The sequence below is a fragment of the Maribacter sp. 4G9 genome (genome assembly GCF_002742265.1).
Lineage (GTDB): Bacteria > Bacteroidota > Bacteroidia > Flavobacteriales > Flavobacteriaceae > Maribacter.
The window spans coordinates 1-23,847 of the sequence record NZ_MDGL01000057.1 but is presented as its reverse complement, the minus strand read 5'-3'; the positions used below and the strand labels follow the sequence as shown (position 1 = coordinate 23,847).

Here is a 23,847-nt window from a genome sequence, read left to right as displayed (position 1 = left end):
CACCATTGCCGACGCCATATTGGACAGGATCGTGAACTCCTCTCACAGGTTGGACCTAAAAGGGGAAAGCTTAAGAAAAGGAATTTTAAAAAACGATTGACACATTTTTTTGTATTATTGAAAGATCTTTCAAAGTGGCACTGTTTGACCGAAACAGGTGGCACCATCACTCCGAAATAGCCACAATACCATCAATGTAAATAACTTATTACTCATCGCGGACATTACGGAAAAGGTAAACGATGAATATTCAGGAGTTGTTAATAAAATTAATGCGGCTATCACTTTGATTAACAAATCTGGTATTGATACATCTACCTGTTCTTGTTTACGAAAGACTAGGAACAATCATTGCGATAGTTTTACTTATTTCAATGAAAAATTGCCAAAGTATTCCATTCACCAAATAAAGCGTATTTCTGAAAAAAAGGTAAACACCCTTATCGATAATGGCACTCTTAGTATTATGGAAGTTCCTATGAATTTTGAGCTTAATCTAGGTCAGCAATTACAAGTGGAATCGTATCAGCAAGACAAGCCAATTCTAAATGATACCGGAATAGTCGAACATCTAGATAGCTTAACATTTCCTTTGCACTTTTTTGATTATGAGACTTTTGCAAGTGCAGTTCCGAAATTGGACGGTACAAGCCCTCATGCCCAAATTCCGTTTCAAGTTAGCATACATACCCTTAAGAAAGACGGAACTTTAATTCATTTCGAATATTTGGCGGATAAGCTGGAAATGCCAAATCAGATGGTATCAGAAATGCAAGAATTCACAGGCCTGAATGGAACATTCGTTTCATGGCATGCTAGCTTTGAAATAAGTAGAAACAGAAGTATGATGGGGTGGATACCGGAGTATTGTCCTTATTTAGAATATATAAACTCCCATATGTTTGACCTGGAGAAAATATTTATTGCAGATTATATGGATTATCGCTTTAAAGGCTCGTCATCAATTAAAAAAGTACTCCCGGTTTTAGTGCCAAAATTCTCATATGCAGCTTTGCAGGTGCAAGATGGTACTATGGCTATGGATATATGGGGACGAATGGTTTTAGATGAGAGTTTTAATGATGATATTGATCAAACTAAGAATAACCTATTAGAGTATTGCAAACTAGATACTTTGGCAATGGTTGAAATATATCATTCTTTGAAACAATTAATAGATTAAATCTGGAGAAGAAACCATAATAAAAAAATGAAAGCTTTTTTTAAATTTTTATTTTCCACTTCACTTGAGCCAATCTATCTGACAATTCTATAATCGTTAACAAAATGATTTGTTCTTTTGGCAACTCCCCATAAACCAAAAACTTAAATTCATTCTGATACGTGTCTTTAAGTAGATTCCACGTTTCTTCAGGTTCTTTGAAAATCAATGCTTCTTTTGGGTGGTATTGTAACCAGTCGTTGTTGTTCTTAAAACTTTGTACATCGTCATGGGCTACTTTTAGGAGCATCGTATCAAAAGCATCCGAATTGAAAAACTGTTGAACCGTTTTGTCTTTCAATAGCTGATGAATATCGTACACATGCCTGATTTTAGCGTTCAAGTCCACAATAGGGGTTTCGGTATGTGAGAACCGAACCAAACTCATTATCTTTTCACAGAGTGTTCTTCGAGAATCCAGTACAAGTGCCTCAAAAGGCAATAGGCTGTATTCTTCCGCCAATGCCGTTTGATTGGTGGCATTCATCATATCATAGATATAAGTATTCAGCGTTCTTTTAGTGTATGGTTCAAAATAGCCTAGCCATGTTGCTTCTATGATAATGGCATCCCGTACCTGTCCATAATTTCCTTTGAAAATTTTGGGATAGTTATAGGCTATCTTTCGAATCATTCCCATTTTATTGGTAATCCCTTCCATTTCTACTTCTACAAATGGCGCGGTTATTTCCTTAGTAATTTTTTTGAGCTTCGTCTTTAGTTGGTTCCCTGTCTCTTCTTCCCTGCGCAATACGACTAAATCAATATCCTCGGAAAAACGTTCGATAAATTTATAACACTTTGATAATGCCGTACCGCCCTTAAATATGACTTCGTCTTTGATGGCACTATCATAAATGAGTTTTAGGGCATAGCATACCCAATAGTCCTTTTCGATATAGATATCTAAAATACCCATCCGCTGTGCGGTTGCTTGTACCGCTTGCCTGAAAAGTGGTTCGTTCTCGTGCAGCTTCATATTATATTCCAGTATTTCGCATTTGACAATACCTTTTCAGAAATATTAAGATTATAAACCGTTATGGGGTTTAAACTATCTTGAAGGTCTCTTAGTTCAATTTCCGCCTTGCAACCGATTTCGCTTAACAATGCACCCAATAAAGCTCTGGTTGCAGGGGAATACTTAAAAGCCAGTTTTATAATTTTAATCCCTTCGTTAGTTTTCAATTCACGCAATAATGCCATTAGTCGAATACAACTTTTTTCAATGGTGGTATCCGGTATTTTCTTAATGTAACGTATAGCATCCAACAATCGCAATAGCGGAATGTTTTCTTTATTTATCGTATTCTTTTGTTTGATGAACGAAATTCTAAAACGACCTCTTTTAAACGAAGGTCGTATCTCGCGTTTGCCTATCTGTATCGTGCTACTCACTTGTGTAGTCAGTCCTAGAGAATTGTAAACGCTATACCCTGTAATATAACCTACAAGTTTTCCATTTTCCTCTAACAAGTCTTTTACTATTTGGTGTTGGTCTGGCAACAAAGTACCAAATACCGTTTCTTGCGGTTTGAAATATTTACCTTTGGATAGTTTGTTTATCTTACCGGAAGCAGCCATTCTATTCAAATGTTTAATGATGGCTTCCCTTCTAGTCACCTCATTCATAAAATCCATATAGGTAAACACATACCCTTTGGGCAACTTATTAATCTTATCTTGAATGTATTCAGAGGTTTTCATTGGAAACTATTTACACAAAGGTATTTAAAATGTCCAGTTTATTTATTAAAAAACTGGACATATTTTAATAAGTACTGATAACTTTTGTTGTGTTGTTTCATTAGTCCCTGTAACTTGCGAGTGGTAAAGACACTCGCAAGTTACAGGGACTATAGCATTAAATGATTATTTTAATCGTAAAGTGTCCCATCAATACCTTATTCCAAAAAATCTAAAAGGCCAACAAGTCAAGTTTTTTGCGCAAAAAACTTGACATACTACTACTGAAATAAAAAAGATCTTTTATACCATATAAGTCCATGTCCCTGCGGAAGTTAAAAAACCTACGGTTTTCCAACATCCTCGGCACCGCGCATAACCGCATGGAGCGCGAAAAAACGCTCCATGCCCTTATTTTGCCCACGCTCAATAAGGGCATTAATTAAGCAATCTTTAAAGCTGGAAGATTGTCAATGGCCTCGTCTTGCAGTTTGTTGATGAAGTTTAAATATTTTAATGTGCTTTTCGTAGAGCTGTGCCCCATAGCATCGGCCACCGTTTTTAGGTTTGCACCGTTCATAAGCAGCAAACAAGCAAATGTATGTCTGGCACAATAAAAGGTAATATGTTTATTGATTTCCGCCCGCTGGACCCAATAACCGATGGTTTTGTTGAGACCATTAATACTAAGATTCTGAACGTTAAAAACAAAATCGTCCTTTTTTTTAGGTGTACCGAGTATAGCGAGAGCAGTCGGGTTCAATCGATTATTAATTAATTCGCATGTCTTTTTTCTATGTGTAATCAAACGACTTTTGTTGATATTGCCCCAAGTTAATTCCCTGATTTCTGCAAATCCTAATGAAGTATAGCAAGCAAACAAGAAAGCTTTCTTCACTTCTGAATTGCCACAATGTGTATTGGCCAGTTTCTGTAATTCTTCTCCATCAAGCACTTGTTTTCTTAATGTATCATCCTTATTGGGATTCGAAAATCGAATATCCTCCGTAGGCATCGTTTTTAAATACCCTTGAATTTTGGCCGACCTTAGAACTTTCTTGAACCTTGTAAAGTAGTTGTGAGCCGTTTCCCCAGCAAGTCCTGCATCATGCACTAAATAGTCCTTATAAACTTCCATTATAGAAGGGGTAACTTGAGAAATTTTTAACCTTGGGTTATCTATTGCCAGTTTAAATTTTTCAACTGCACTAGCCACGATTCGAACATCTTTAAACTTATACGTCTTGATGAAGTGTTCCGCAAATAAATAGAAGTTTTGATTTTTTAAATGCTTTGGTACATGACCCGTTTCATCAGATAGTATTTCCAATTCTCGATTTGCCCTTATTTTATCCGCTAACCTTTTCTTTTCAATTCGGTCAGCATCTTTTGGCGACAATCTAATTTTGAGAAATTCCCGCCACCGTTCTCCATTGTGATGGATATCCAAATACAAACTTTTTACTCCTGATTTTAGCTTCCTACTTCTTAATTGTACAGACATAAAAGTGACGGTTTAGTGACGGTTTTCATCTAAAAATAGGAAATAAAGGGAAAGCAAACCAAATTTTTAACATTTTAAATAACTGATTTACAGTCATTTGTATTCATATGGTTTCATTTGGTATGAAACGGATATTCCCACCTCGAGTACAAAGGAAAAGCCGAGATTTATGTCTCGGCTTTTTTAATTTAGGTACACGATGGGTACTATGCATTTTTTTAAACCCAAATACTTCTTTAAGTTAACAATATCCCGATAAATATGGGTTGTAAGAAAGTTAGTGTGTTGATATCCAATTCAGTCCTTATACTTATGCAAACTAATCAATTAATTTATTCAATTTTAGAGGTTTGCTGACTTGCTTTGGTCACAAATGCAAAAGTTCTCTGTGAAACGAATCTATTTAAAACTTTGACGTCCTTGCTACAATGGAATTATTAAAATTGTCAAAGGAGTCAAGCGACAAACCTGTTATAACATATAGAATATCAAATAAATAGGTGCTTCAGCTGAATTTGGCATTTTGCTACGGACCGACGAAAGTATAATATCGTCAGTATAATTGGTGCAATACCCATTCAAGAATGAATCTTCCCAAGTTTGGTATGTTAATAGTATTATCGCAATTTTTTCTTGATTTAAAATTGATAATTCGATCTGTAAAAATTTTACAATAAGGAAATCCATCTATTGATTGTTGAAGCGAACAGATTTCAAAAGGAGAACCGAATGTATCATTTTGGTTTTCTTGGAGGCAAATTGTTAAGGATTTGATCAAGGACGAAGCACTATAATCCCTTGATGCAAATAATAAATTCGCATTTTATCTATATAATTTATTAATATTATATATAGGTTTAAATAAAGGTCCAAAAACAGTTACAAAAGTAGATGATCGATTAATCGGATTAAGTATGAATATTCGAGTTTTATTTGAAAAACCAGTGAAGATTTCAATGGCGTTCACTCTTCTTGGCCTTTTAAGTTCCTGCAATTCCACATCGGAAAAAATAGACTTCAGCACGCAGATAAAACCAATTATAAATACCAAATGTATTACCTGTCACGGGGGTGTCAAAAAAAGCGGAGGTTTCAGCCTGCTTTTTGAGGATGAGGCCTTTGCCGCCACGGAATCGGGCAGGCCGGCTATAATCCCCGGGGACGCCTCCGGCAGCGAATTAATAAAACGGTTGAAGGAAGAAGATCCAGAACTTAGGATGCCCTATGAGAAACCAAGCCTGACGGACGAGGAAATCGAACTACTTTCAAAATGGATCGACCAAGGCGCCAAATGGGGAGAGCATTGGGCGTACTCGTTGCCGAAGGAAGTATCCGTTCCAGCTATTGCACAAAAGGCGGGCATGGTCGATGGGGGAGGAACCGATTTTTTACAGAACGACATTGACAACTTCATTTTGGCCCGATTGGAAAATGAGGGGGCTTCGCCAAATGCCCCGGCAGAAAAAAATGTACTCATAAGAAGGTTGGCCTTTGATATTACGGGCCTGCCACCATCGGAAAAATTATACACCGATTTTATCGATGGCAAACTTAGCTATGAACATGTAGTGGATACACTGTTGGCCCAGAAAGCCTTTGGTGAAAAATGGGCCAGTTGGTGGTTGGACCTAGCTAGGTATGCGGACACCAAGGGCTATGAAAAGGACAACGGGAGAACAATGTGGCGCTACAGGGATTGGGTCATAGACGCCTTCAACAAAGACATGCCCTACGATCAATTTACAATTGAACAGTTGGCGGGGGATTTGTTGCCCGATCCATCGGTGGATCAGTTGATAGCCACGGCATTTCACAGAAATACCATGAACAATGATGAGGGCGGTACGGACGACGAGGAGTTTCGGGTAGCGGCGGTAATGGACAGGGTGAACACTACCTACTCCGTTTGGCAAAGTACCACAATGGAGTGCGTTCAGTGCCACAGCCATCCTTACGACCCCTTCAAATTTGAGGAATATTACAAAAGTTTGGCATTTTTTAATAACACGCGGGATGAGGATACACCGGATGAAAGCCCCAACATCCGTTTTTTTGATGAAGCGCAATTAAAAAAGAAGGATGAAGTCATTTCATGGATTAAGGAGCACGGCACCAAGGAGACGGCCCAACGTTACGATGATTTTTTAGTGTTCAAGGAACCCAAATATCTGGCCCATAACGCAAAGAACTTTGTCAACGGCGAACTTGCCGATACCAAATATCTCGCGCTATGGCAAGATGGTTCCTGTGAATTGAAGAATATCCACACCAACGGGGCGTCCTTAATGTATATGGAGTACAGTGCCCCTTTGAACGGCACCGTTATGACCATACGGCAGGACAATGCCCAAGGCCGCATTCTGGCCCAATTTACCATTAATAAAACCGATGGAAGGCTTATCCGCAGGATACCTTTCAGGCAAATAAATGAACCGGTCGATTTATATTTTGAAACCAAGAACAATGCAATTGCGCCACAAGTCTCTACCAGCTACATAACGTGGTTCGCCTTTTTAGAAGATATTCCTGGATTGAACGTGCCCGGTTATGACCAAGTGAGCGAAACCTTTTTGGATATGATAAATGCCAAAACCGATAAACTGCCCATTATGGTCGAAAACAATGGACAAATGGCTAGGGCGACCCAGATTTTTGAGCGGGGCAGCTGGATGACCTTAGGGGATACGGTGCAACCGGGTACTCCCAAATCCTTGAACCCGTTTTTAAAGGAATGGCCGGAGAACCGTTTGGGGATGTCCAAATGGTTGGTCAGTAAGGAGAATCCCTTGACCGCTAGAACATTGGTAAACAGGGTATGGCATCAAATTTTTGGAAGGGGAATCGTTGCTTCCTTGGAGGACATGGGAACACAGTCGGACCCTCCAAGCTATCCGGCATTGCTGGATTGGTTGTCCTTACGTTTTATGAACGAACAGAAGTGGCATGTAAAATCGCTTATCAAGGAACTGGTTATGTCGGGCACATACAGACAAAGCTCCGCTGCCACACCGGAAATGTACCAAAAGGATCCCCACAATGAATGGTATGCCCGTGGCCCTAGAATACGCTTGTCGGCAGAACAGATACGAGATCAGGCATTGGCGGTATCGGGCCTGTTAAGCGATAAAATGTACGGTCCAGGGGTCATGCCCCCACAACCCGATGGCGTCTGGCAATCCGTTTATAGTAACGAGAGTTGGTTGGAAAGCAAAGGGGAGGACAGGTATAGAAGGGCCATTTACACCTATCTGAAAAGAACGAGTCCGTATCCCTCTTTCATAACCTTTGATGCCGGGAGCAGGGAAGTATGCACAATTAGACGTACCGTGACCAATACGCCCCTTCAGGCTTTGATAACCCTGAACGACCCCGTGTATTTGGAGGCGGCCTATGAATTTGCCAAAATCATGGATAAGGAGAATGTGGAAGAAGGCATTGCATTGGGGTTTGAAAAGGCAACCCTCTCCAAAATCGACAAGGAAAAACTGACCGTACTGAAAAATCTTTATGACGATGCTCTGATGGATTTTGAATCGGGAATGGAAACGGAACTAAATTTTTTAGGGCTGAGCGAAAGACCGAGCCATAAAATAGCGGCCTTGACCGTAGTGGCCAATGCCATCATGAACTTGGACGAATTTTTGACCAAGACATAATTAAAATGAATTAGAAGCAATATGAAGCCCAACATCGATAGACTTATAGCGGAAAAAATTCAGCGGGAACTGGAGGTCAAGACAAGACGCCATTTCATAAAACAATGCGCCACGGGTATGGGCGGTCTCGCCCTTGGCTCCATTTTTATGGGATGCGATCCCTTAGGCCGACCAAAAAATAGCTCCAGCGTAGCTTCCGGATTTACGGAACGTGATTTGAACCCTTTGGCCACGTTGCCCCCGCCTTTTTCGCCCCGTGTCAAGAACGTTATTTATTTGCATATGGCAGGGGCCCCGTCCCAACTGGAGATGTTCGACTACAAACCGGAACTGGCCAAATTGAACAATCAGGAATGTCCCCAATCGCTCTTGGAAGGCAAGAAATTTGCATTCATCCGTGGTACCCCAAAATTATTGGGACCACAGGCAACTTTCAAGCAGGAGGGGGAGTCCGGGAATTGGGTATCGGACAACTTGCCCCATTTTAAGAAGGTCGTGGACGAGGTGGCTTTTTTGAAGGCGGTGCATACGGACCAATTCAATCACGGTCCTGCGCAATTGTTCATGCATACCGGTAGTCCACGGTTGGGCAGGCCCAGTATAGGTTCCTGGGTGACCTATGGTCTCGGTTCGGAAAACCAGAACCTACCCGGTTTTGTAGTGCTTACTTCGGGTGGAAAAGCTCCAAGTGCCGGAAAAAGTGTTTGGGGAAGTGGCTTCCTACCATCCGTATACCAAGGGGTGCAATGCCGCTCCAAAGGAGATCCGGTGTTATATATCGAAGATCCCGATGGAATATCCCGTGATTTGAAAAGGAAAACCGTCCAGGCCATCAACGAGATCAATAAAAAGGAATATGCCAAATATGCGGATCCTGAGATTCTGGCCCGTATCAACCAATATGAGATGGCCTATAGAATGCAAATTGCGGTTCCCGAGGTCATGAACATAAACGACGAACCCCAGTATATCAAGGAAATGTACGGGGTGGAACCCGGTAAGGAATCCTTTGCGAACAACTGTCTTTTGGCCAGAAAACTGGTGGAAGACGGTGTACGCTTTGTACAGTTGTTCGATTGGGGCTGGGACGCCCATGGCACGGACCCAAGTACCGCCGTGGATTTGGGACTGAAGAACAAATGTAGGGATATAGACAGGCCTATGAGCGCTTTGTTGTTGGATTTGAAACAACGGGGTTTATTGGAAGATACCTTGGTGGTTTGGGGCGGAGAGTTTGGAAGGACGCCGATGCAGGAAAATAGGGAAGGTAAGACCATGGGCTTCAAAGGAAGGGACCACCATGGGGACGCCTTTACTATGTGGATGGCCGGAGGAGGTATCAAAAAAGGGGCGTCGCATGGCCAGACCGATGCCATTGGATTTTCCGGTGTGGACGGCAGGGTATCGGTACACGATGTACATGCTACTATTTTACACCTTTTGGGCTTCGACCACGAACAATTTACCTTCGACTTTCAGGGAAGGCCCTTTCGGCTAACGGATGTTGAAGGAGAAGTGATCCATCAAATCCTGGCCTGATAATGGAAATTATGGAATCAATAAATTAGAGTTTATGAACGCTTCACGATACTTGGCCATAATTTTTGCAATAGTAGTGCTGCTTGGAATGAACGGAACGGCCCAAGGTGAAAAAAAGGTACTTTTCTTCCAGACCGATTGGGGCCGAACCGGTACCATGGACGAATTCTGTGAAAGAACAAAGGCCGCGGGCTATGACGGAATCGAGGTATGGCTGCCAAGTACGGAAGAGGAACAAAAGGAGCTGATGGACGCCCTTAGAAAACATGGCCTGCTGGTAGGTTTCTTGAACGGGACCAATAAGTCCATGCCATTCGAAGAAAGCCTCAAGGCGTATGAAAACCATCTTGAAAAATTGGTCGCTTTGTCCCCCATGTACATCAATTGCCATACTGGGAGCGACTTTTATACTTTTGAACAGAACAAGGCCTTCATTGACGTAGCGAACACCATTTCCAAGGAGTATCACATTCCCGTTTATCACGAAACCCACAGGGGCCGTTTTAGTTTTAACCTGCCAGATACCAAAAATTACCTGTCCGAAATTCCGGAACTAATAATGAATCTTGATATCAGCCATTGGATGGTCGTCCATGAGTCTTTATTAGAGAACAACGGGGAAGATTTAAAGGAGGTGATATCACGTTCAGGTCACCTACACGCTAGGGTGGGCCATGCGGAAGGACCGCAGGTCAACGATCCCCAGGCACCGGAATGGAAATTGGCCGTGGAGCGACATTTGGATATTTGGGAGGAAGTAATCCTTAATCGTTGGAAAAAGAAGGACACATTTACGATAACGACAGAGTTTGGCCCGCCTACCTATATGCCTACCTTGCCTTATACAAAAGTACCCGTGTCCGATCAATGGCAGGCTAATTTATATATGATGGAAATAATCAAGGAGCGATTGGGGCTTCGGTAGATAAAGAATGGATATTTTAAAACAACTTCTGGGAAGGCTACACCCGCTTATAGTACACCTGCCAATCGGTTTCATCATTCTAGGACTACTTTTTCAGGTCCATGACCGTAAACGTAAGCAATTGGGAAAGGTCATAGCCACCATCTATTTATGGGCCGGTTATGGAGCCTCCCTTGCTTGTGTGACAGGATACCTTCAATATCTTGGGGAGGGTTATTCCTATGACTCGGTCGCATGGCATCTCTGGTCCGGTATTGCAACTGCACTGTTTTGTTTTTTCATGTGGACAAGGCTTGGGGGAATTTCCCTAAAATGGAGTTTTGGTAAAATCCCTGTCAACGCATATTCCGTCCTAATTTTTATACTTATTTCATTTACGGGACATCAAGGCGGTAACATTACCCATGGCGAAGATTATTTGTTGGAACCATTGCCCAATTCCCTAAAAACAGCCTTGGGATATGAAGTTTTAGAGGAAAAGGAAATAGTGTTAACGGAAGAGGATTGGCAAAATGCCGTACTCTACACCGATATAGTACAACCCATTTTGAACAATAATTGTATCAGTTGCCATAACCCGAAAAAGTCCAAGGGCGACCTACTTTTAAATACCAGGGAAGGAATCCAGACTAGTGGCGAGAACGCCCCTGTGGTATTGGCCAACCATCCTGGTCGAAGCGATCTTTTTAAAAGGATGGGACTTCCAAAGGAAGATGACAAACATATGCCTCCGGACGGAAAAAGGCAGCCTTCTAAGGAAGAGGTGGCATTGATCGGAGTTTGGATCGAAAACGGTATGTCCTTTGACAAGACCATAGGGGAAATGGGATTGGAAAAGGCCCTCTTTGCATCTTTCTTCCCAAAAACCATGGAGTTCGATTATCCGGATACAACCGTTGAAGAAGCCCATAGGGACAGTATTTTAAAAGTCAAAGAAACCGGTCTACATGTGGAAGCCATCAGTGGGACTACCAATTTTTTGAAAGTTTCGGCATTGAACCTACCAAGTTTTGAGGATTCCAATTTTGAATATCTATTGCCCGTTAAGGAGCACATTGCGGTGTTAGATTTGGGAGGCACAAAAATTTCGGACGCTATTTTTGATAAACTATCCAAATTGAACAATTTAACGATTTTAAAGCTGGATAATACCTCGATAACGGGTGACCAAATTGAACTATTGGCTTCTTTATCCCACCTTAAAAGCCTGAATATCTCCCATACAAGCTTTAAGGAAAGCCAATTGCCAAAATTAGAGGAGTTTGGGCATTTGAAAAAAGTGTTTTTGTTTAATACTCTGGCGGATAGAATGGGGACTCACACCCTTGGTGAAGGAAAGATTATTTTGGAGTACGGCAATTATACCTTGCCACCCGTGGCATCGGACAGCATAGTCTATTAGTGCCAAGTTTTAGATTCACCATACCTCTCTCTGGCACAATAGGAACGGTGGCATAAAATAAAAGGTGTTTGCGCAATGGTTTTTTATTGAAGGATCAAGCAAGATTTCAATTGACCGAATAGCTTACAAAGGCCAATTTCTTACTGTCCGGACTCCAGGAGGGTACGTTGATGGTTCCTTGGCCTCCAAAGAAAACGGGGGTAATATCACGAATTTCCTTGGTTTCCAAGTCCATAAGTCTGAGTTTGACCTGTTTTCCAAACAGGTGACTTTGTTTTTGGTCGGAAGTATAGGCGATATAGACAATCCATTTCCCATCGGGTGAAGGATGGGGAAACCAATTGGAGTATTTGTCAAAAGTAAGCTGTTCAGGTTTATTTCCATTCGCAAGCATCCTCCAAATTTGCATGTGGCCCGTTCTGTAGGAATTAAAGTAGATATACTTTCCATCTGGGGAATACTCTGGGCCATCGTCCAATCCCTCCGCAGTGGTAAGTCTTTTTTCCTTGCCGCCGTTAACCCCAATGGTATATACGTCATAATTGCCATTACGTTCCGCACAATAGGCTAGTGTTTTTCCGTTTGGTGACCAGCCATGCCAATAAGAAGGGACGTTAGCGGTTATGCGCTTTGGTTCCCCGCCCTTTATGGGCATGATGAAGATGGCCGATTTATAGGATTTGGAAGAAGGGTTTTCTTTGTCGTTGTGGCTTAGGGCCACCCACTTGTTATCTGGCGAAATGCCATGATCATTGTTGCATTGATTTGCAAAACCGGTATCAAGCAGGTTCAATTTTTTCGTGCTAAGGTCCAGGGTATATAGTTTCCCTTTGCTGTTTACGATCAAATAACCTTCCGGATGCCAATTGGGTGCCTCAAAATGTTCGTTGATATGAAGAACCGTCTCAATGCGGCCGGTTTCTATGTCCACCGTTTGGATGTAACTGGTGGTGTCTATTTTATTTTCGGCCGGATGATTGTAAAAATGCATGGATTGGCCAACCAATTTCCATGCATCATCGAATTTATTTAAAAATCGCACCTCATAGGAAAGTGTTTCCCTTCCTAGGGTATCCACGGAAACTTCATCATGACCTACCCAAGCCAAATTTTCACCAATATGCATTTTATGGTTGGAATGAAAGGCGAACCCACCGTTACCTAGCATATTGGGCGATGGGTTTATTACCATCTCGACCGGGACGTTCATTAGATGGCCGTTGGCCGTTGACATGGCGATGATACCATTTGGGGTAGCTTCCCAGCATTCCGCATGTCCTTCCTTGTCACCTAAACGCCATGTGAGTCCTTCTTTTTCAAGAAGTTTGATAATCTCTATGGAATCTTTTTCCCTTTGGGATTGTATTGTGGAACAAACTAGGATGGTAAAAAGGAACATCAATTTCATTAGAAATGGCCTACATCCAAAAGCTGCCCTATGCTTACGTTTCTGTTTCATGGTAATTTACGTGCCTTTTTTAAAAGTACGTATAAATTACCCAAAATAGGAAACTTTACTTATTCACGCTGATCATAACGGCCTCACAGCTTTGAAGGTCCGAGTTCAAAATTAAGTTTTCGGATTTTGACCCATCCGAAATTTCAACGGAAACCGTATTTGGCGGGGCATCGCCCAAGTTGTGCGCATAGAGGAACAGGTCGTTAGATTTGTTCGGGTTCAGCTTCACCTTAAATTCTCGCTTGTAATAGGTCAAATAGTGTTTGGATACGACCGGGGAACCGTTCAGGTAGATGGATACAATGTCACCATCCTGTCTTCCATGGTCCCAAATTTTAATGGTTATGTTTTCATTGCTGAACGATAGTTCTTCGGTATAGGAAATTTTTCTTCCTTCAAATTCGGCCCTGGCCAGGTCCTCCGATTTTGGTGTTTCCTTGACCGAATTGGTGGAAATCGCCTGGATCTTTTCTTTTTTATCCCTTTGTTTTTTTCTTAGTTCGCGTTTTTCCTTTCGGGTCAATTCCCGCTTTGTCTCTTGCGCCTCTTCACGCTTTTTATTCCGCTCGTCCGATGCTTTATTGGTAATGGAAAAAAATGGGGTTACGAACTTGGCAATGTTGTATTTGTCGTCTGGGAAGAGTTCAATGCCCACAACTTGATATTGGTTTCCGGATCCAATATTCTTAGCGAGCCCTATTCCGCTGGCCATACCCGTGTTTTTAAAGGACCCCAGTTCCTGTACCACCATCTCGTTACGTACTAGAAAAAACCGAATGGACTTATCCGGACCAATATTTTGGGTAGTCCATTCCAAGGTGACCTCTTGCGGTATGGACCAAACCGTGCTTTGGTCCGGGTTCGTTATCTGAATGCTGGATTTGCCTTCCTGTGAATTGCCAATAGTACAATTGAAACAAAACAATAATGTAATTAGCAAGGATTTCATGTATAATCTGAAAATCAAAATAGTAGCACTTTGTTATTTTATATAAAGCTATAAAAACATCTGGTCGTAAGTATAACGCCAATTCCTCAAAAATGTTGGGTCATATTAAACCTTTATGGTTTGGTATATTGTCAGTTGGAAATATTGGAGAGGGGATAATGGCCTTGTATTTTTTAAAACACTATTTTTATGGGACGTAGAAATAAACATCCTTATAATGACTTCAAGAAGAAAATTCATAGAAAACATAGCGGTTTCATCCCTTGGCGTTTCGTTACTGAGTAATCCATCAAAACTTTTCGCTTCGTCCGAAGCATATTATGATGGTCCCGTTTTAAGAGTGGCCATTATGGGTTTGGGCAGTTATGGAACCAGGGTCGCGGAAGCCATGCGTGATTGTAAAAAGGCTAAATTGGTGGGGGTGATTAGCGGTACGCCGTCAAAAATAACCGATTGGCAATCCAAATACGGTATCCCTAAAAAGAACTGTTACAATTACGAAAATTTTGATGCCATAATAGATAATGACGATATAGATGCGGTATATGTCATTACACCGAACGGTCTTCATTATGAACAGACGATTAGGGTGGCAAAGGCCGGTAAACATGTCATTTGTGAGAAACCCATGGGCGTCAATGCCGAGGAAGGTCAGAAAATGGTAGATGCCTGCAAGGCCGCAAACGTGAAGTTGTTGATAGGTTATCGGATGCATTTTGAACCCAAAACGGTACATGTTATCCAAATGCGTAAGGATGGCGAATTTGGTCAGCCAAAGTTTTTTCAAGGTCAGTCCGGATTTGTGATCGGAGACCCAACACAATGGCGATTGAATAAGAAGCTTGCCGGTGGCGGTGCCATGATGGATATTGGTATTTACTCCATTAACGGGGCAAGATATATTTTGGGAGAAGACCCTATCTGGGTGACCGCACAGGAAACCAAAACCGACCCGGTAAAGTTCAAGGAAGGCGTGGACGAGACCATACAATTTCAGATGGGTTTCCCTAGCGGTGCCGTAGCAAACTGTCTTTCAACGTACAACATGAATAATCTGGACCGTTTTTTTATGACGGGTTCCAAAGGGTGGATGGAAATGAAGCCTTCTACCGGGTATGGACCTATACAGGGACGCACCCACAAGGGTGAACTGGACCAGCCCCATTTTACCCATCAAACCTTACAAATGGACGGTATGGCGGAACTTATTTTTGAAGGCAAGCAGCCTATTGTACCTGTGGATGGCGAAGAAGGGGTAAAGGACATGAAAATCATCGATGCCATTTTTAAAGCGGCACAAAGTGGGGATAAGATTGAGATTGAATGGACTTAGTTTTCTAAACTAGTATTTTTAATTTCAAAGCGTCGGATTTGAGAGTAAAGCTTAAATCCGACGCTTTCTGTTCAAATCATACTCAGAAATAATAAGCCAATCCAAAAAATATATTGGAGGCATCTAGGTTTAAATTGAAACTATCTGATTTAGTACTCCTACCATCCTCATATTTAGTCTCGTTAAAGGAATAACCCAATGCACCGTAATTTGCTTCCATAGCCAATTTTTTATCCAAAAAATAAGTAATACCTGGGCGTATACCTATAAACAGATTATTTCCAGTGAAGTCATTATTTTCACTTTGCCCATTTTGTTCGCTTTTTCCCCAATTACGATTATATCCTGCCTCTCCCTGTAAGTATAGTGCTAGTTGTTTTCCTAAGGCTTTATAACCACGTATATATGGAACTAATCCTATGGAGTTGTTTGTGGATTTGAAATTATCAGTGTTATTTAAGCTAGTGGTAGATCCTTCCGTTTTTTGATTGAGATATTGTAGACCTACCCCCACGACCAAATTATTTTTTAGGGTGTAGCCAAAAGAGGGGGCAATTGTAAATGAATTCAAAGAATTTTCAGCAACAAAATCCTGTAGATTAAGTCTGTTATCGTTATTTGAAAAACGTATGGAAGCATTGCCCCTAATGTTCCAAGTTCCTTTTTCAATGACTAGGTTTTCTTCAGATTCCTGGGCTGAAGCAGTAAGACAGGCTAGAAGAATTGCAAATAGTGAAATTTTTTTCATGTTGAATGTGATTTAATGTTCTTCAACCACGTTCAACTATTATACCGTATTATAGAAAAAATATTGATTTAACCTTTATATAATCTCTTCATAACGGTATGGTTGAAAACAATTGATTAAAGTTTTTTGTTGAAGTATATTTATACAAGTAAACCTAATTGTTTGATTATGTTTATAATAGGTTTTACGTAAAACGCATTATCAGTATTGTAAGCCTTAGGCTATTATTTTGGATGCAGCGTAGGGCCTTCAAAAACCAGGATACTTTTTCAATGTACTTCATTGCTTCAGTAACCTATTTTTATGATTTTGGACATCGGAAAAAAAGGGAAGTAATACTGTTTCATCCTTTACTGAACCAAGTTTGTCAACGTTTCCCCTTTTGAAAATTGAATGATGTTCAAAGCTGCCAATCGGGACATTTCATTGCGGGCCTCAACGGTAGCGGACCCCAAATGTGGCGTTACCGCCACGTTTTCCATATGCAGTAGGGGATTGTCTTTCTTTATGGGCTCTGGATCTGTGACATCCAGACCTGCTCCCCATATAACATGATTTTGCAATGCTTCGATGAGGCTTTTCTCATCGTGAAGACCTCCTCTGGCCGTATTTATAAAAATGGCCGATGGTTTCATTTTTGAAAAGGCATCGGCATCAAACAATCCTTTTGTTTCTTCGGAAAGGCTTGCATGTATCGATAACACATCGCTTTCTTTCAATAATTCCTCAAAGGATACGTAGCTCGCATTCAGCTCTTTTTCCATCTCTGGGTTGGGCGTCCTGTTATGATAAATGACATTCATGTCATAAGCTCCATGGCAACGTTTGGCGAATGCACTTCCTATTCGTCCCATCCCAAAAATGCCCACTGTTTTTCCTTTTAGCTCCATGCCTAAATTAGCCTGTGGCCTAAAATGTCCCCAATCCCCGGATATAATTTTTTTATGCATGTAGAACATTTTCCTGGATACGGCCATCATCAGGCCAAAAGCAATGTCGGCCGTGGCATCGGTCATGGCGTTTGGGGTATTGGTAACCGGAATGCCCAATTCTGCCGCTTTCTTTATATCGATATTGTTATAGCCCACGGCAAATTGGGAAATGAGCTTCAGGTGCTTGTTCTGTTCTAGAAAATCGGCATCCAAAGCATAAATACTAGAGGACAATAGTACATCGTGTTCCTGGGTGGCGTGGATGAGTTGTTCCCTGGTCATGGGGATGTCATTCGTCCAAACCGTAACATCCAAACCTTCTTTCTTAAGCATTTCTATACCCAAAGGGGGAAAGTTCAAGGAAACCAATACCTTCATAGTTGTGGTTTTGGACTAGTTATAGGGCAACAATTCTATTTTTCTAAAATCGATGGGGTGACTGTTGGATTGTAGGGAAATAAATCCGCTGTTTACCGTGGAATCACCTTCTTTTATAAAAGCCCTTGCAAATTCATTTTCCGGATCATATACGGGATCGGAGTAGCTCATGATTTCTTCCCCGTTCACAAAATGCTTCATCTTTCCGTCCTGCACATCAATTTCAACCGTTACCCATTGATCTCCGTGGAAGGTTTTGGCCACTTTGGCGGGATTACAGAACAGGTCGCTTCGCTCTCCGTCTATTTCTACCTTCATCCCAATACCGCAAATAGCACCCAATGGTCTGTCCTCGGTGCCATTGCCACCGTGTAGGTTGTATTCCAGACAAATGGGAAAACCTTGGTTCAATTGAACAGTGTTGGGCGGTTGGGTATGTATCTGTACCCCACTGTCCCTGTAGCCCCACTCGGGAGCACCGGCAGCGGTTTCGCCCACAAACCGATATTCTACTTTTAATCGGTAATCCGTTAATTCCTTATCATAGAAAAGTGCACCGAAGCGTTCGCCAAATTCGGGACCGTATGCATCATAGCGTATTTTCAAGATACTGTCCTCCACCCTAAAAGTATTCCCGAAATTTTCCCCTAATGGATATCCGTTTATCTTTATGGTCCAACCGTTAAGGTTTTCGCCATTGAAAATAGGTATCCATTGGTCTTTGGGTTGTTCCAAATCGGTTTTTGCAACCTCTTTTTTGTTGTCCTTACAACTGGTCAAACAGATAAAAGCGGTAAGCAAAAGACCTTTACATAGCAACGCGATAGGTTTCAGCATGGTTTTTCAATTTTGGAATGGATTCTAAAAGTAATAATATTCTCTATGTAACGATGTAAAATAAAATTGGAATATTTCCAATAATATGGATTTATTCCATAAATTAGTCTTCCCTTTTTGATCGATGATGGACAAGACTATTTTACATTTGGATTTGGATACGTTTTTTGTATCCGTAGAGCGGAGGCTCGACAGTAAACTACTGAAAAAACCCATTCTTGTGGGCGGGCTGAGTGACCGTGGCGTGGTAGCGGCGTGTAGTTATGAGACCCGTGGATATGGTGTACATTCCGGGATGCCCATGAAAATGGCCAAGGAGCTTTGCCCCGAAGCTATACAGATTAGGGGAAACGCAGGGACCTACAGTCAATTTTCAGATGTGGTCACGGATATTATCAAGGAGAGTGTGCCCCTTTTTGAAAAGTCCAGTATCGATGAATTTTATGCGGATCTTACGGGGATGGACCGTTTTTTTGGTGCCTATAAATATGCCTCTGAACTACGTCACAAAATTATCAGGGAAACCGGGCTCCCCATTTCCTTTGGGCTTTCTGTCAATAAAGTAGTCTCCAAAGTGGCTACCAATGAGGCAAAGCCCAATAACCAATTGAAGATAGATTACGGTCTGGAAAAACCCTTTTTGGCGCCGCTCTCCATAAAAAAGATTCCCATGGTGGGCGACAAAACCTATCAAACGCTCAGAAATTTGGGACTGCGCCAAGTACGGACGATACAGGAAATGCCCATGGACGTCATGCAAAGGGTGTTGGGGAAAAACGGGCGGGTCATTTGGAAAAGGGCCAATGGCATAGATCATTCTCCGGTAGTGCCTTTTTGTGACCGAAAGTCAATTTCTACCGAACGTACCTTTGATCACGATACCATAGATGTGGTGAAGTTAAAGGGGATTCTCATTGCCATGACGGAGAATTTGGCCTACCAGCTTCGTAGGGGAGAAAAATTAACGGCCTGTATTACGGTAAAGATCCGTTATTCTGATTTTAACACATACTCCAAACAGTTACGGATACCCTATACCAGTGCCGATCACATTTTGATTCCCAAAATTTTGGAGTTGTTCAGGGTATTGTATAACCGGAGGTTATTGGTGAGGCTTATTGGTATTCGGTTCAGTCATTTGGTATCGGGCAATTATCAGATCAATCTTTTTGACGATACCGAGGAGCGGCTGAACCTGTACCATGCTATGGACCATATTCGAAATCGTTTTGGGGAAAAAAGCGTCATCCGTGCCTCCGCCATGGGAAAGAATACCATTGGGCGTATGCACAATCCGTTTGATGGCCGGCCACCGATCGTATTGGCGCATCGGAAACAGTAAAAATTAGTTATTGGTTTTTAGTTGTTAGTTTTTAGAAATAGATGTTATTGATTACGAACAACGAACAACGAACAACGAACAACGAACAACAAACAGCCAACAACCAGTAGTTTTTGAGTTTGAATTTGAATTTGAATTTTTAATGAGATAGTGGGGAAGTGAAATAGTGAATAAGTGAGATAGTGTTTTTGCTTGCCTGAAACCTGAAACCAGAAACCAGAAACTTTGAACTTTGAACTTGACACTTGAACTTGAACTTGTGTTTTTTTGCCAACAACCAACAACCAACAACCAACAACCAACAACCAACAACCAACAACCAACAACCAGAAACCAGAAACTTTGAACTTGACACTTGAACTTGAACTTGAATTTGAACTTGTCCCTTGTATTTGAATTGCCACACATATTACAGCTTGCGCTACGGGACTTTTTCCGAGGAGGAACTATTGGACCTGGCTCAAAAGAACGGGGTAACAAAATTGGTACTCACGGATATCAACAACACGTCCGCTGCGCTGAATTTTGTACGTAAGGCCCCTGAATACGATGTGCGTCCCCTATTGGGGATTGATTTTAGGAATGGTGTGGATTCCTGTTTTATAGGCATTGCCAAAAACAACGAAGGTTATTTGGAACTGAATAATTTCCTATCCCAACATCTTCATGAGGAAAAAAAGTTTCCTTCCCGGGCCCCGGACTTTTCAAATGCCTATGTAGTCTATCCTTTTGAAAAGGTACTGCTCAATGAAATGGCCCACTTTGGGGCGCAAGAATTTATAGGAATATCGATAGCAGACCTGCGTAAATTGCCATTTTCAAGAATAAAGGGGTTGAGGGACAGGTTGGTGGTGCAACAACCGGTAACCTTCCGGAATAAGGGCGATTTCAATGCCCATAGATTGTTAAGGGCCATTGACAATAATGTCCTGTTAAGCAAATTGGACAAAACGCAGGAAGGCAACGAGGATGAAAAGATGTATCCTATTAAAAATTTAGTAGCGGCTTTTTCTGAATATTCCTTTATTCTTGAAAATACGGAAAAGTTGTTGAATACCTGTTCCATCTATTTTGATTTTTCCAAGGAACGAATTTCCCAGAACCTACAAACCTACACGGGTTCCAAGGAAGAGGACGAGCGGATGATCGAGCGCCTGTGTCTCGAAGGCTTACCGTATCGTTACCAAGAAGTGGGGGAGGAGATCATGGAGCGTTTGAAGAAGGAGTTGGGACTGATCAAGGAGAAGGGCTTTGTTTCCTACTTCCTTATTAATTGGGACATTGTTTCCTATGCACGAAAACGCGGTTTCTTTTACGTGGGCAGGGGCAGCGGTGCCAATAGTATCGTAGCCTATTTATTGCGGATTACAGATGTGGATCCTATGGAACTCGACCTGTATTTTGAGCGCTTCATTAATCTTTATCGTACCAACCCCCCGGATTTTGATATCGATTTCTCCCATAGGGACCGGCCAGTAATGACCCAATATATTTTTGACCGTTTTAAGTACGTGGCCCTTTTGGGAACCTACGTAACCTTTAAGGAAAGGGGCGTCATTCGTGAGCTGGGAAAAGTATTTGGGCTTCCCAAAAATGAAATCGATTTTTTGGCCGAGGGAAGGTTCGATCTGGCAAAGCTTGATGAGGTGGCACGGTTGGTGTTAAAATATGGTCGGTTGATCATGGGAATGCCCAATTACCTGAGCATTCACGCCGGAGGTATTTTGATCAGTGAAAGGCCCATACATTGGTTTTCGGCCACGCATTTGCCCCCTAAAGGGTTTCCTACCACACAGTTTGATATGGTCATCGCCGAGGATGTAGGATTGTATAAGTTCGATATTCTGGGCCAAAGGGGCTTGTCAAAGATCAAGGAGTCCTTGGAGATCATCGCCTATAACCGTATTGGCAATGCTGAAGAAATAGACATCCACGATGTAAAAAAGTTTAAAAAGGACCCTAGGATCAACAACCTTATCAAGACGGCACAATGCATGGGATGTTTTTATGTAGAGTCCCCGGCCATGCGGATGTTATTGAAAAAACTGGAGGTCGATAATTATCTGGGCCTCGTGGCCGCCAGTTCCATCATTAGGCCCGGGGTGGCCAAAAGCGGTATGATGCGTGAATATATACTCAGACATAGGGAAAAGGGGAGAACAGCAGAGAAGGCACATCCCGTCATGCTGGATATCATGCCGGAGACCTACGGGGTCATGGTGTATCAGGAAGATGTGATCAAAGTAGCCCATTATTTTGCCGACCTTGATCTGGGCGAAGCCGATGTGTTACGACGGGGGATGAGCGGAAAGTTTCGCTCGCGGGAAGAATTTGAAAAGGTACGTTTGAAATTTATCGAAAATTGCCGTAAAAAGGGCGAACCGGATAGTGTCATTTTTGAGGTTTGGGAGCAGATTGCCAGTTTTGCCGGCTATGCCTTTGCAAAAGGGCATTCCGCCTCATACGCAGTGGAAAGCTATCAAACCCTGTTTTTAAGGGCCTATTACCCTTTGGAGTATATGGTGGCGGTCCTCAATAACGGGGGAGGTTTCTACCGTGCGGAATTCTATGTGCACGAGGCCCGGATGCTGGGGGCGACAATTCATCCGCCGTGTGTCAATAAAAGCAGCCATAACAATGTTATTTATGGCAAATCTATTTACTTGGGACTGGGCTATTTACGGGATTTGGAAAGTCGGGTTGCGGAACGCATCCTAAGGGAAAGGAGTCGGGAAGGGAGGTTTGCCTCCTTGGAGGATTTTTTGGATCGTGTGGTCATATCCATAGAACAGATAAGTATTCTCATACGGATCGATGCATTCCGGTTTACGGGAGTCAACAAGCATCAACTGTTATGGAAGGCCCATTTGTTTTTGAACAAGGGAACAAAACTGGACCACCCCAAACTTTTTCCGGCCGTACATCAAAACTTTAAGATTCCCCAATTGCATACCAGCGATCAAGAGGATGCCTTTACCCAATTGGAACTGTTGGGTTTTTGTCTGTGCAGTTCTTTTGATCTTTTGGCGGAAACTCCCAAAAATACCAACGGGAGCAAGGACCTAAGAAACTATCTAAACGGCTATATAGACATTTATGGGTATTTGGTTACGGTGAAGAATACCAGCACACATACGGGTAAACGAATGCACTTTGCTACCTTGGTGGATCAACAGGGAATGGTTTTCGATGCGGTACTGTTCCCGCCCGTAGCGGCCAAATATTCGTTTAGGGGTCGGGGCATTTATCGCTTTTACGGCAAGGTGGTGAGCGAGTTCGATTTTTTAAGCATTGAGGTGGTCAAAATGCGAAAGGAGGATTATATCCCCGATCCGCGCTATGCGGACATGAAAACGAGCAAAAAGGTTTTTTCGGAAAAAAAGAATGCAATTTCCCCTTCGGGATTGACATCGGAATAGTGAGATGAAAAACGGGAACAGGTCAAGGATTATTTTCAAATTCCTTTGAGGTAAGCCCTTTCCATACAGAATAAACACATTCTTTAATTATGGAATTCTTCACTAAAATGGTATGCGAAAAAAACCCCTAGTATAAAACTGGGGTGAAGTATTTCTAGTAAAAAAGAAGTAATAAGGTATAAATGGCAAGAAGGATAAAACACTTTTTCATAATGTATTGGATTTGGTGTTTGTTTAAGTATGCCACTAAAGTAGGTACAACAGACCCTTTCTAGGCAAACTCTTCGAACACCCGACGGAAATAATCGGTAAAAACCATTTTTCCTTCCTTGGTGGATAGGACGGTCAAAGTGAACCACCTAAAACGGATGAAAGTGAGCATAGCAAACTAAGTGCTCAAAATCGATTCCTTTGTGATTAAATTTACTGTTTATTTTTTAGTTTTTTTCGCATTGATTCTCCTTTAATGTTGATTCTGTGAGCTGTGTGTACCAGACGATCCAGAATTGCATCCGC

At 41.9% G+C, this 23,847-nt stretch carries 18 protein-coding genes and 1 pseudogene; 9 read left to right on the top strand and 10 right to left on the bottom strand.

Annotated elements, in window-relative coordinates; translation table 11 throughout:
- A pseudogene (locus BFP75_RS22685) lies at positions 1-100 on the top strand (ATP-binding protein); the annotation flags it as partial.
- Between the two features lie 57 nt (positions 101-157).
- Entirely contained in the window at positions 158-1,183 is a 1,026-nt protein-coding gene (locus tag BFP75_RS08155; RefSeq protein ID WP_099544751.1) for a DUF2779 domain-containing protein, read from the top strand.
- Positions 1,184-1,223: 40 nt separating this feature from the next.
- On the opposite strand, the gene BFP75_RS08150 is transcribed toward BFP75_RS08155, so the two are convergent.
- From BFP75_RS08150 to BFP75_RS08140, 3 genes are all read right to left on the bottom strand, one after another.
- Positions 1,224-2,201 (bottom strand): nucleotidyl transferase AbiEii/AbiGii toxin family protein, encoded by a 978-nt coding sequence (locus BFP75_RS08150; protein WP_099544750.1) that lies wholly within the window; start codon positions 2,199-2,201, stop codon positions 1,224-1,226.
- A complete protein-coding gene (locus tag BFP75_RS08145) occupies positions 2,198-2,929 on the bottom strand; it encodes a DUF6088 family protein (RefSeq protein ID WP_099544749.1) in 732 nt (243 codons plus the stop codon). Before BFP75_RS08145 ends, BFP75_RS08150 begins: the two co-directional genes overlap by 4 nt.
- Before the next feature lie 421 nt (positions 2,930-3,350).
- On the bottom strand, positions 3,351-4,412 hold the full coding sequence (locus BFP75_RS08140; protein ID WP_099544748.1) for a site-specific integrase: 1,062 nt from the start codon (positions 4,410-4,412) through the stop codon (positions 3,351-3,353).
- 914 nt (positions 4,413-5,326) lie between these two features.
- On the opposite strand from BFP75_RS08140, the gene BFP75_RS08130 reads away from it, so the two are divergent.
- From BFP75_RS08130 to BFP75_RS08115, 4 genes are read left to right on the top strand one after another with little or no spacing between them, the layout of a single operon-like run.
- The gene (locus BFP75_RS08130) at positions 5,327-8,068 is read left to right on the top strand and encodes a PSD1 and planctomycete cytochrome C domain-containing protein (protein ID WP_099544746.1); all 2,742 of its coding nucleotides are present in this window, start codon (positions 5,327-5,329) and stop codon (positions 8,066-8,068) included.
- A 21-nt stretch (positions 8,069-8,089) separates the two neighbouring features.
- The gene (locus BFP75_RS08125) at positions 8,090-9,607 is read left to right on the top strand and encodes a DUF1501 domain-containing protein (protein WP_099544745.1); all 1,518 of its coding nucleotides are present in this window, start codon (positions 8,090-8,092) and stop codon (positions 9,605-9,607) included.
- Between the two features lie 34 nt (positions 9,608-9,641).
- Positions 9,642-10,532: a sugar phosphate isomerase/epimerase family protein gene (locus BFP75_RS08120; protein ID WP_099544744.1), complete on the top strand. Its 891-nt coding sequence runs from the start codon at positions 9,642-9,644 to the stop codon at positions 10,530-10,532.
- Between the two features lie 7 nt (positions 10,533-10,539).
- A complete protein-coding gene (locus BFP75_RS08115; protein WP_099544743.1) occupies positions 10,540-11,934 on the top strand; it encodes a c-type cytochrome domain-containing protein in 1,395 nt (464 codons plus the stop codon).
- A 106-nt stretch (positions 11,935-12,040) separates the two neighbouring features.
- Here the strand turns inward: BFP75_RS08115 and BFP75_RS08110 are convergent, their stop codons facing one another.
- Together BFP75_RS08110 and BFP75_RS08105 are read right to left on the bottom strand one after the other, a co-directional pair.
- Positions 12,041-13,393: a TolB family protein gene (locus tag BFP75_RS08110; protein ID WP_240531738.1), complete on the bottom strand. Its 1,353-nt coding sequence runs from the start codon at positions 13,391-13,393 to the stop codon at positions 12,041-12,043.
- A gap of 55 nt (positions 13,394-13,448) precedes the next feature.
- Positions 13,449-14,342, bottom strand: a complete 894-nt coding sequence (locus BFP75_RS08105) for a hypothetical protein (protein ID WP_099544741.1) — start codon at positions 14,340-14,342, stop codon at positions 13,449-13,451.
- Between the two features lie 217 nt (positions 14,343-14,559).
- Here BFP75_RS08105 and BFP75_RS08100 point away from each other — a divergent pair, with 217 nt between their 5' ends.
- Positions 14,560-15,675: a Gfo/Idh/MocA family protein gene (locus tag BFP75_RS08100; protein ID WP_099544754.1), complete on the top strand. Its 1,116-nt coding sequence runs from the start codon at positions 14,560-14,562 to the stop codon at positions 15,673-15,675.
- Positions 15,676-15,757: 82 nt separating this feature from the next.
- Here the strand turns inward: BFP75_RS08100 and BFP75_RS08095 are convergent, their stop codons facing one another.
- The 3 genes from BFP75_RS08095 to BFP75_RS08085 all read right to left on the bottom strand — a co-directional run bounded on the left by BFP75_RS08095 (position 15,758) and on the right by BFP75_RS08085 (position 18,570).
- Entirely contained in the window at positions 15,758-16,423 is a 666-nt protein-coding gene (locus tag BFP75_RS08095) for an outer membrane beta-barrel protein (protein ID WP_099544740.1), read from the bottom strand.
- A 350-nt stretch (positions 16,424-16,773) separates the two neighbouring features.
- Positions 16,774-17,733 carry a 2-hydroxyacid dehydrogenase gene (locus BFP75_RS08090; RefSeq protein WP_099544739.1) on the bottom strand — a complete coding sequence of 320 codons (960 nt, stop codon included), beginning with the start codon at positions 17,731-17,733 and terminating at the stop codon, positions 16,774-16,776.
- A gap of 15 nt (positions 17,734-17,748) precedes the next feature.
- Positions 17,749-18,570, bottom strand: coding sequence for a DUF1080 domain-containing protein (locus BFP75_RS08085; RefSeq protein ID WP_099544738.1), 822 nt, complete (start codon positions 18,568-18,570; stop codon positions 17,749-17,751).
- Between the two features lie 127 nt (positions 18,571-18,697).
- Here BFP75_RS08085 and dinB point away from each other — a divergent pair, with 127 nt between their 5' ends.
- The gene (dinB, locus tag BFP75_RS08080) at positions 18,698-19,912 is read left to right on the top strand and encodes a DNA polymerase IV (RefSeq protein WP_099544753.1); all 1,215 of its coding nucleotides are present in this window, start codon (positions 18,698-18,700) and stop codon (positions 19,910-19,912) included.
- Positions 19,913-19,956: 44 nt separating this feature from the next.
- Here the strand turns inward: dinB and BFP75_RS22080 are convergent, their stop codons facing one another.
- Entirely contained in the window at positions 19,957-20,316 is a 360-nt protein-coding gene (locus BFP75_RS22080; protein ID WP_206073521.1) for a hypothetical protein, read from the bottom strand.
- Here BFP75_RS22080 and BFP75_RS08070 point away from each other — a divergent pair.
- Positions 20,299-23,331: a DNA polymerase III subunit alpha gene (locus tag BFP75_RS08070; protein WP_099544737.1), complete on the top strand. Its 3,033-nt coding sequence runs from the start codon at positions 20,299-20,301 to the stop codon at positions 23,329-23,331. The two genes, BFP75_RS22080 and BFP75_RS08070, sit on opposite strands and share 18 nt — an antisense overlap.
- Before the next feature lie 423 nt (positions 23,332-23,754).
- Here BFP75_RS08070 and BFP75_RS22075 read toward each other — a convergent pair.
- Positions 23,755-23,847, bottom strand: a 93-nt coding sequence (locus BFP75_RS22075; RefSeq protein ID WP_240531739.1) for an ATP-binding protein, incomplete at its 5' end; no start/stop codon positions are given.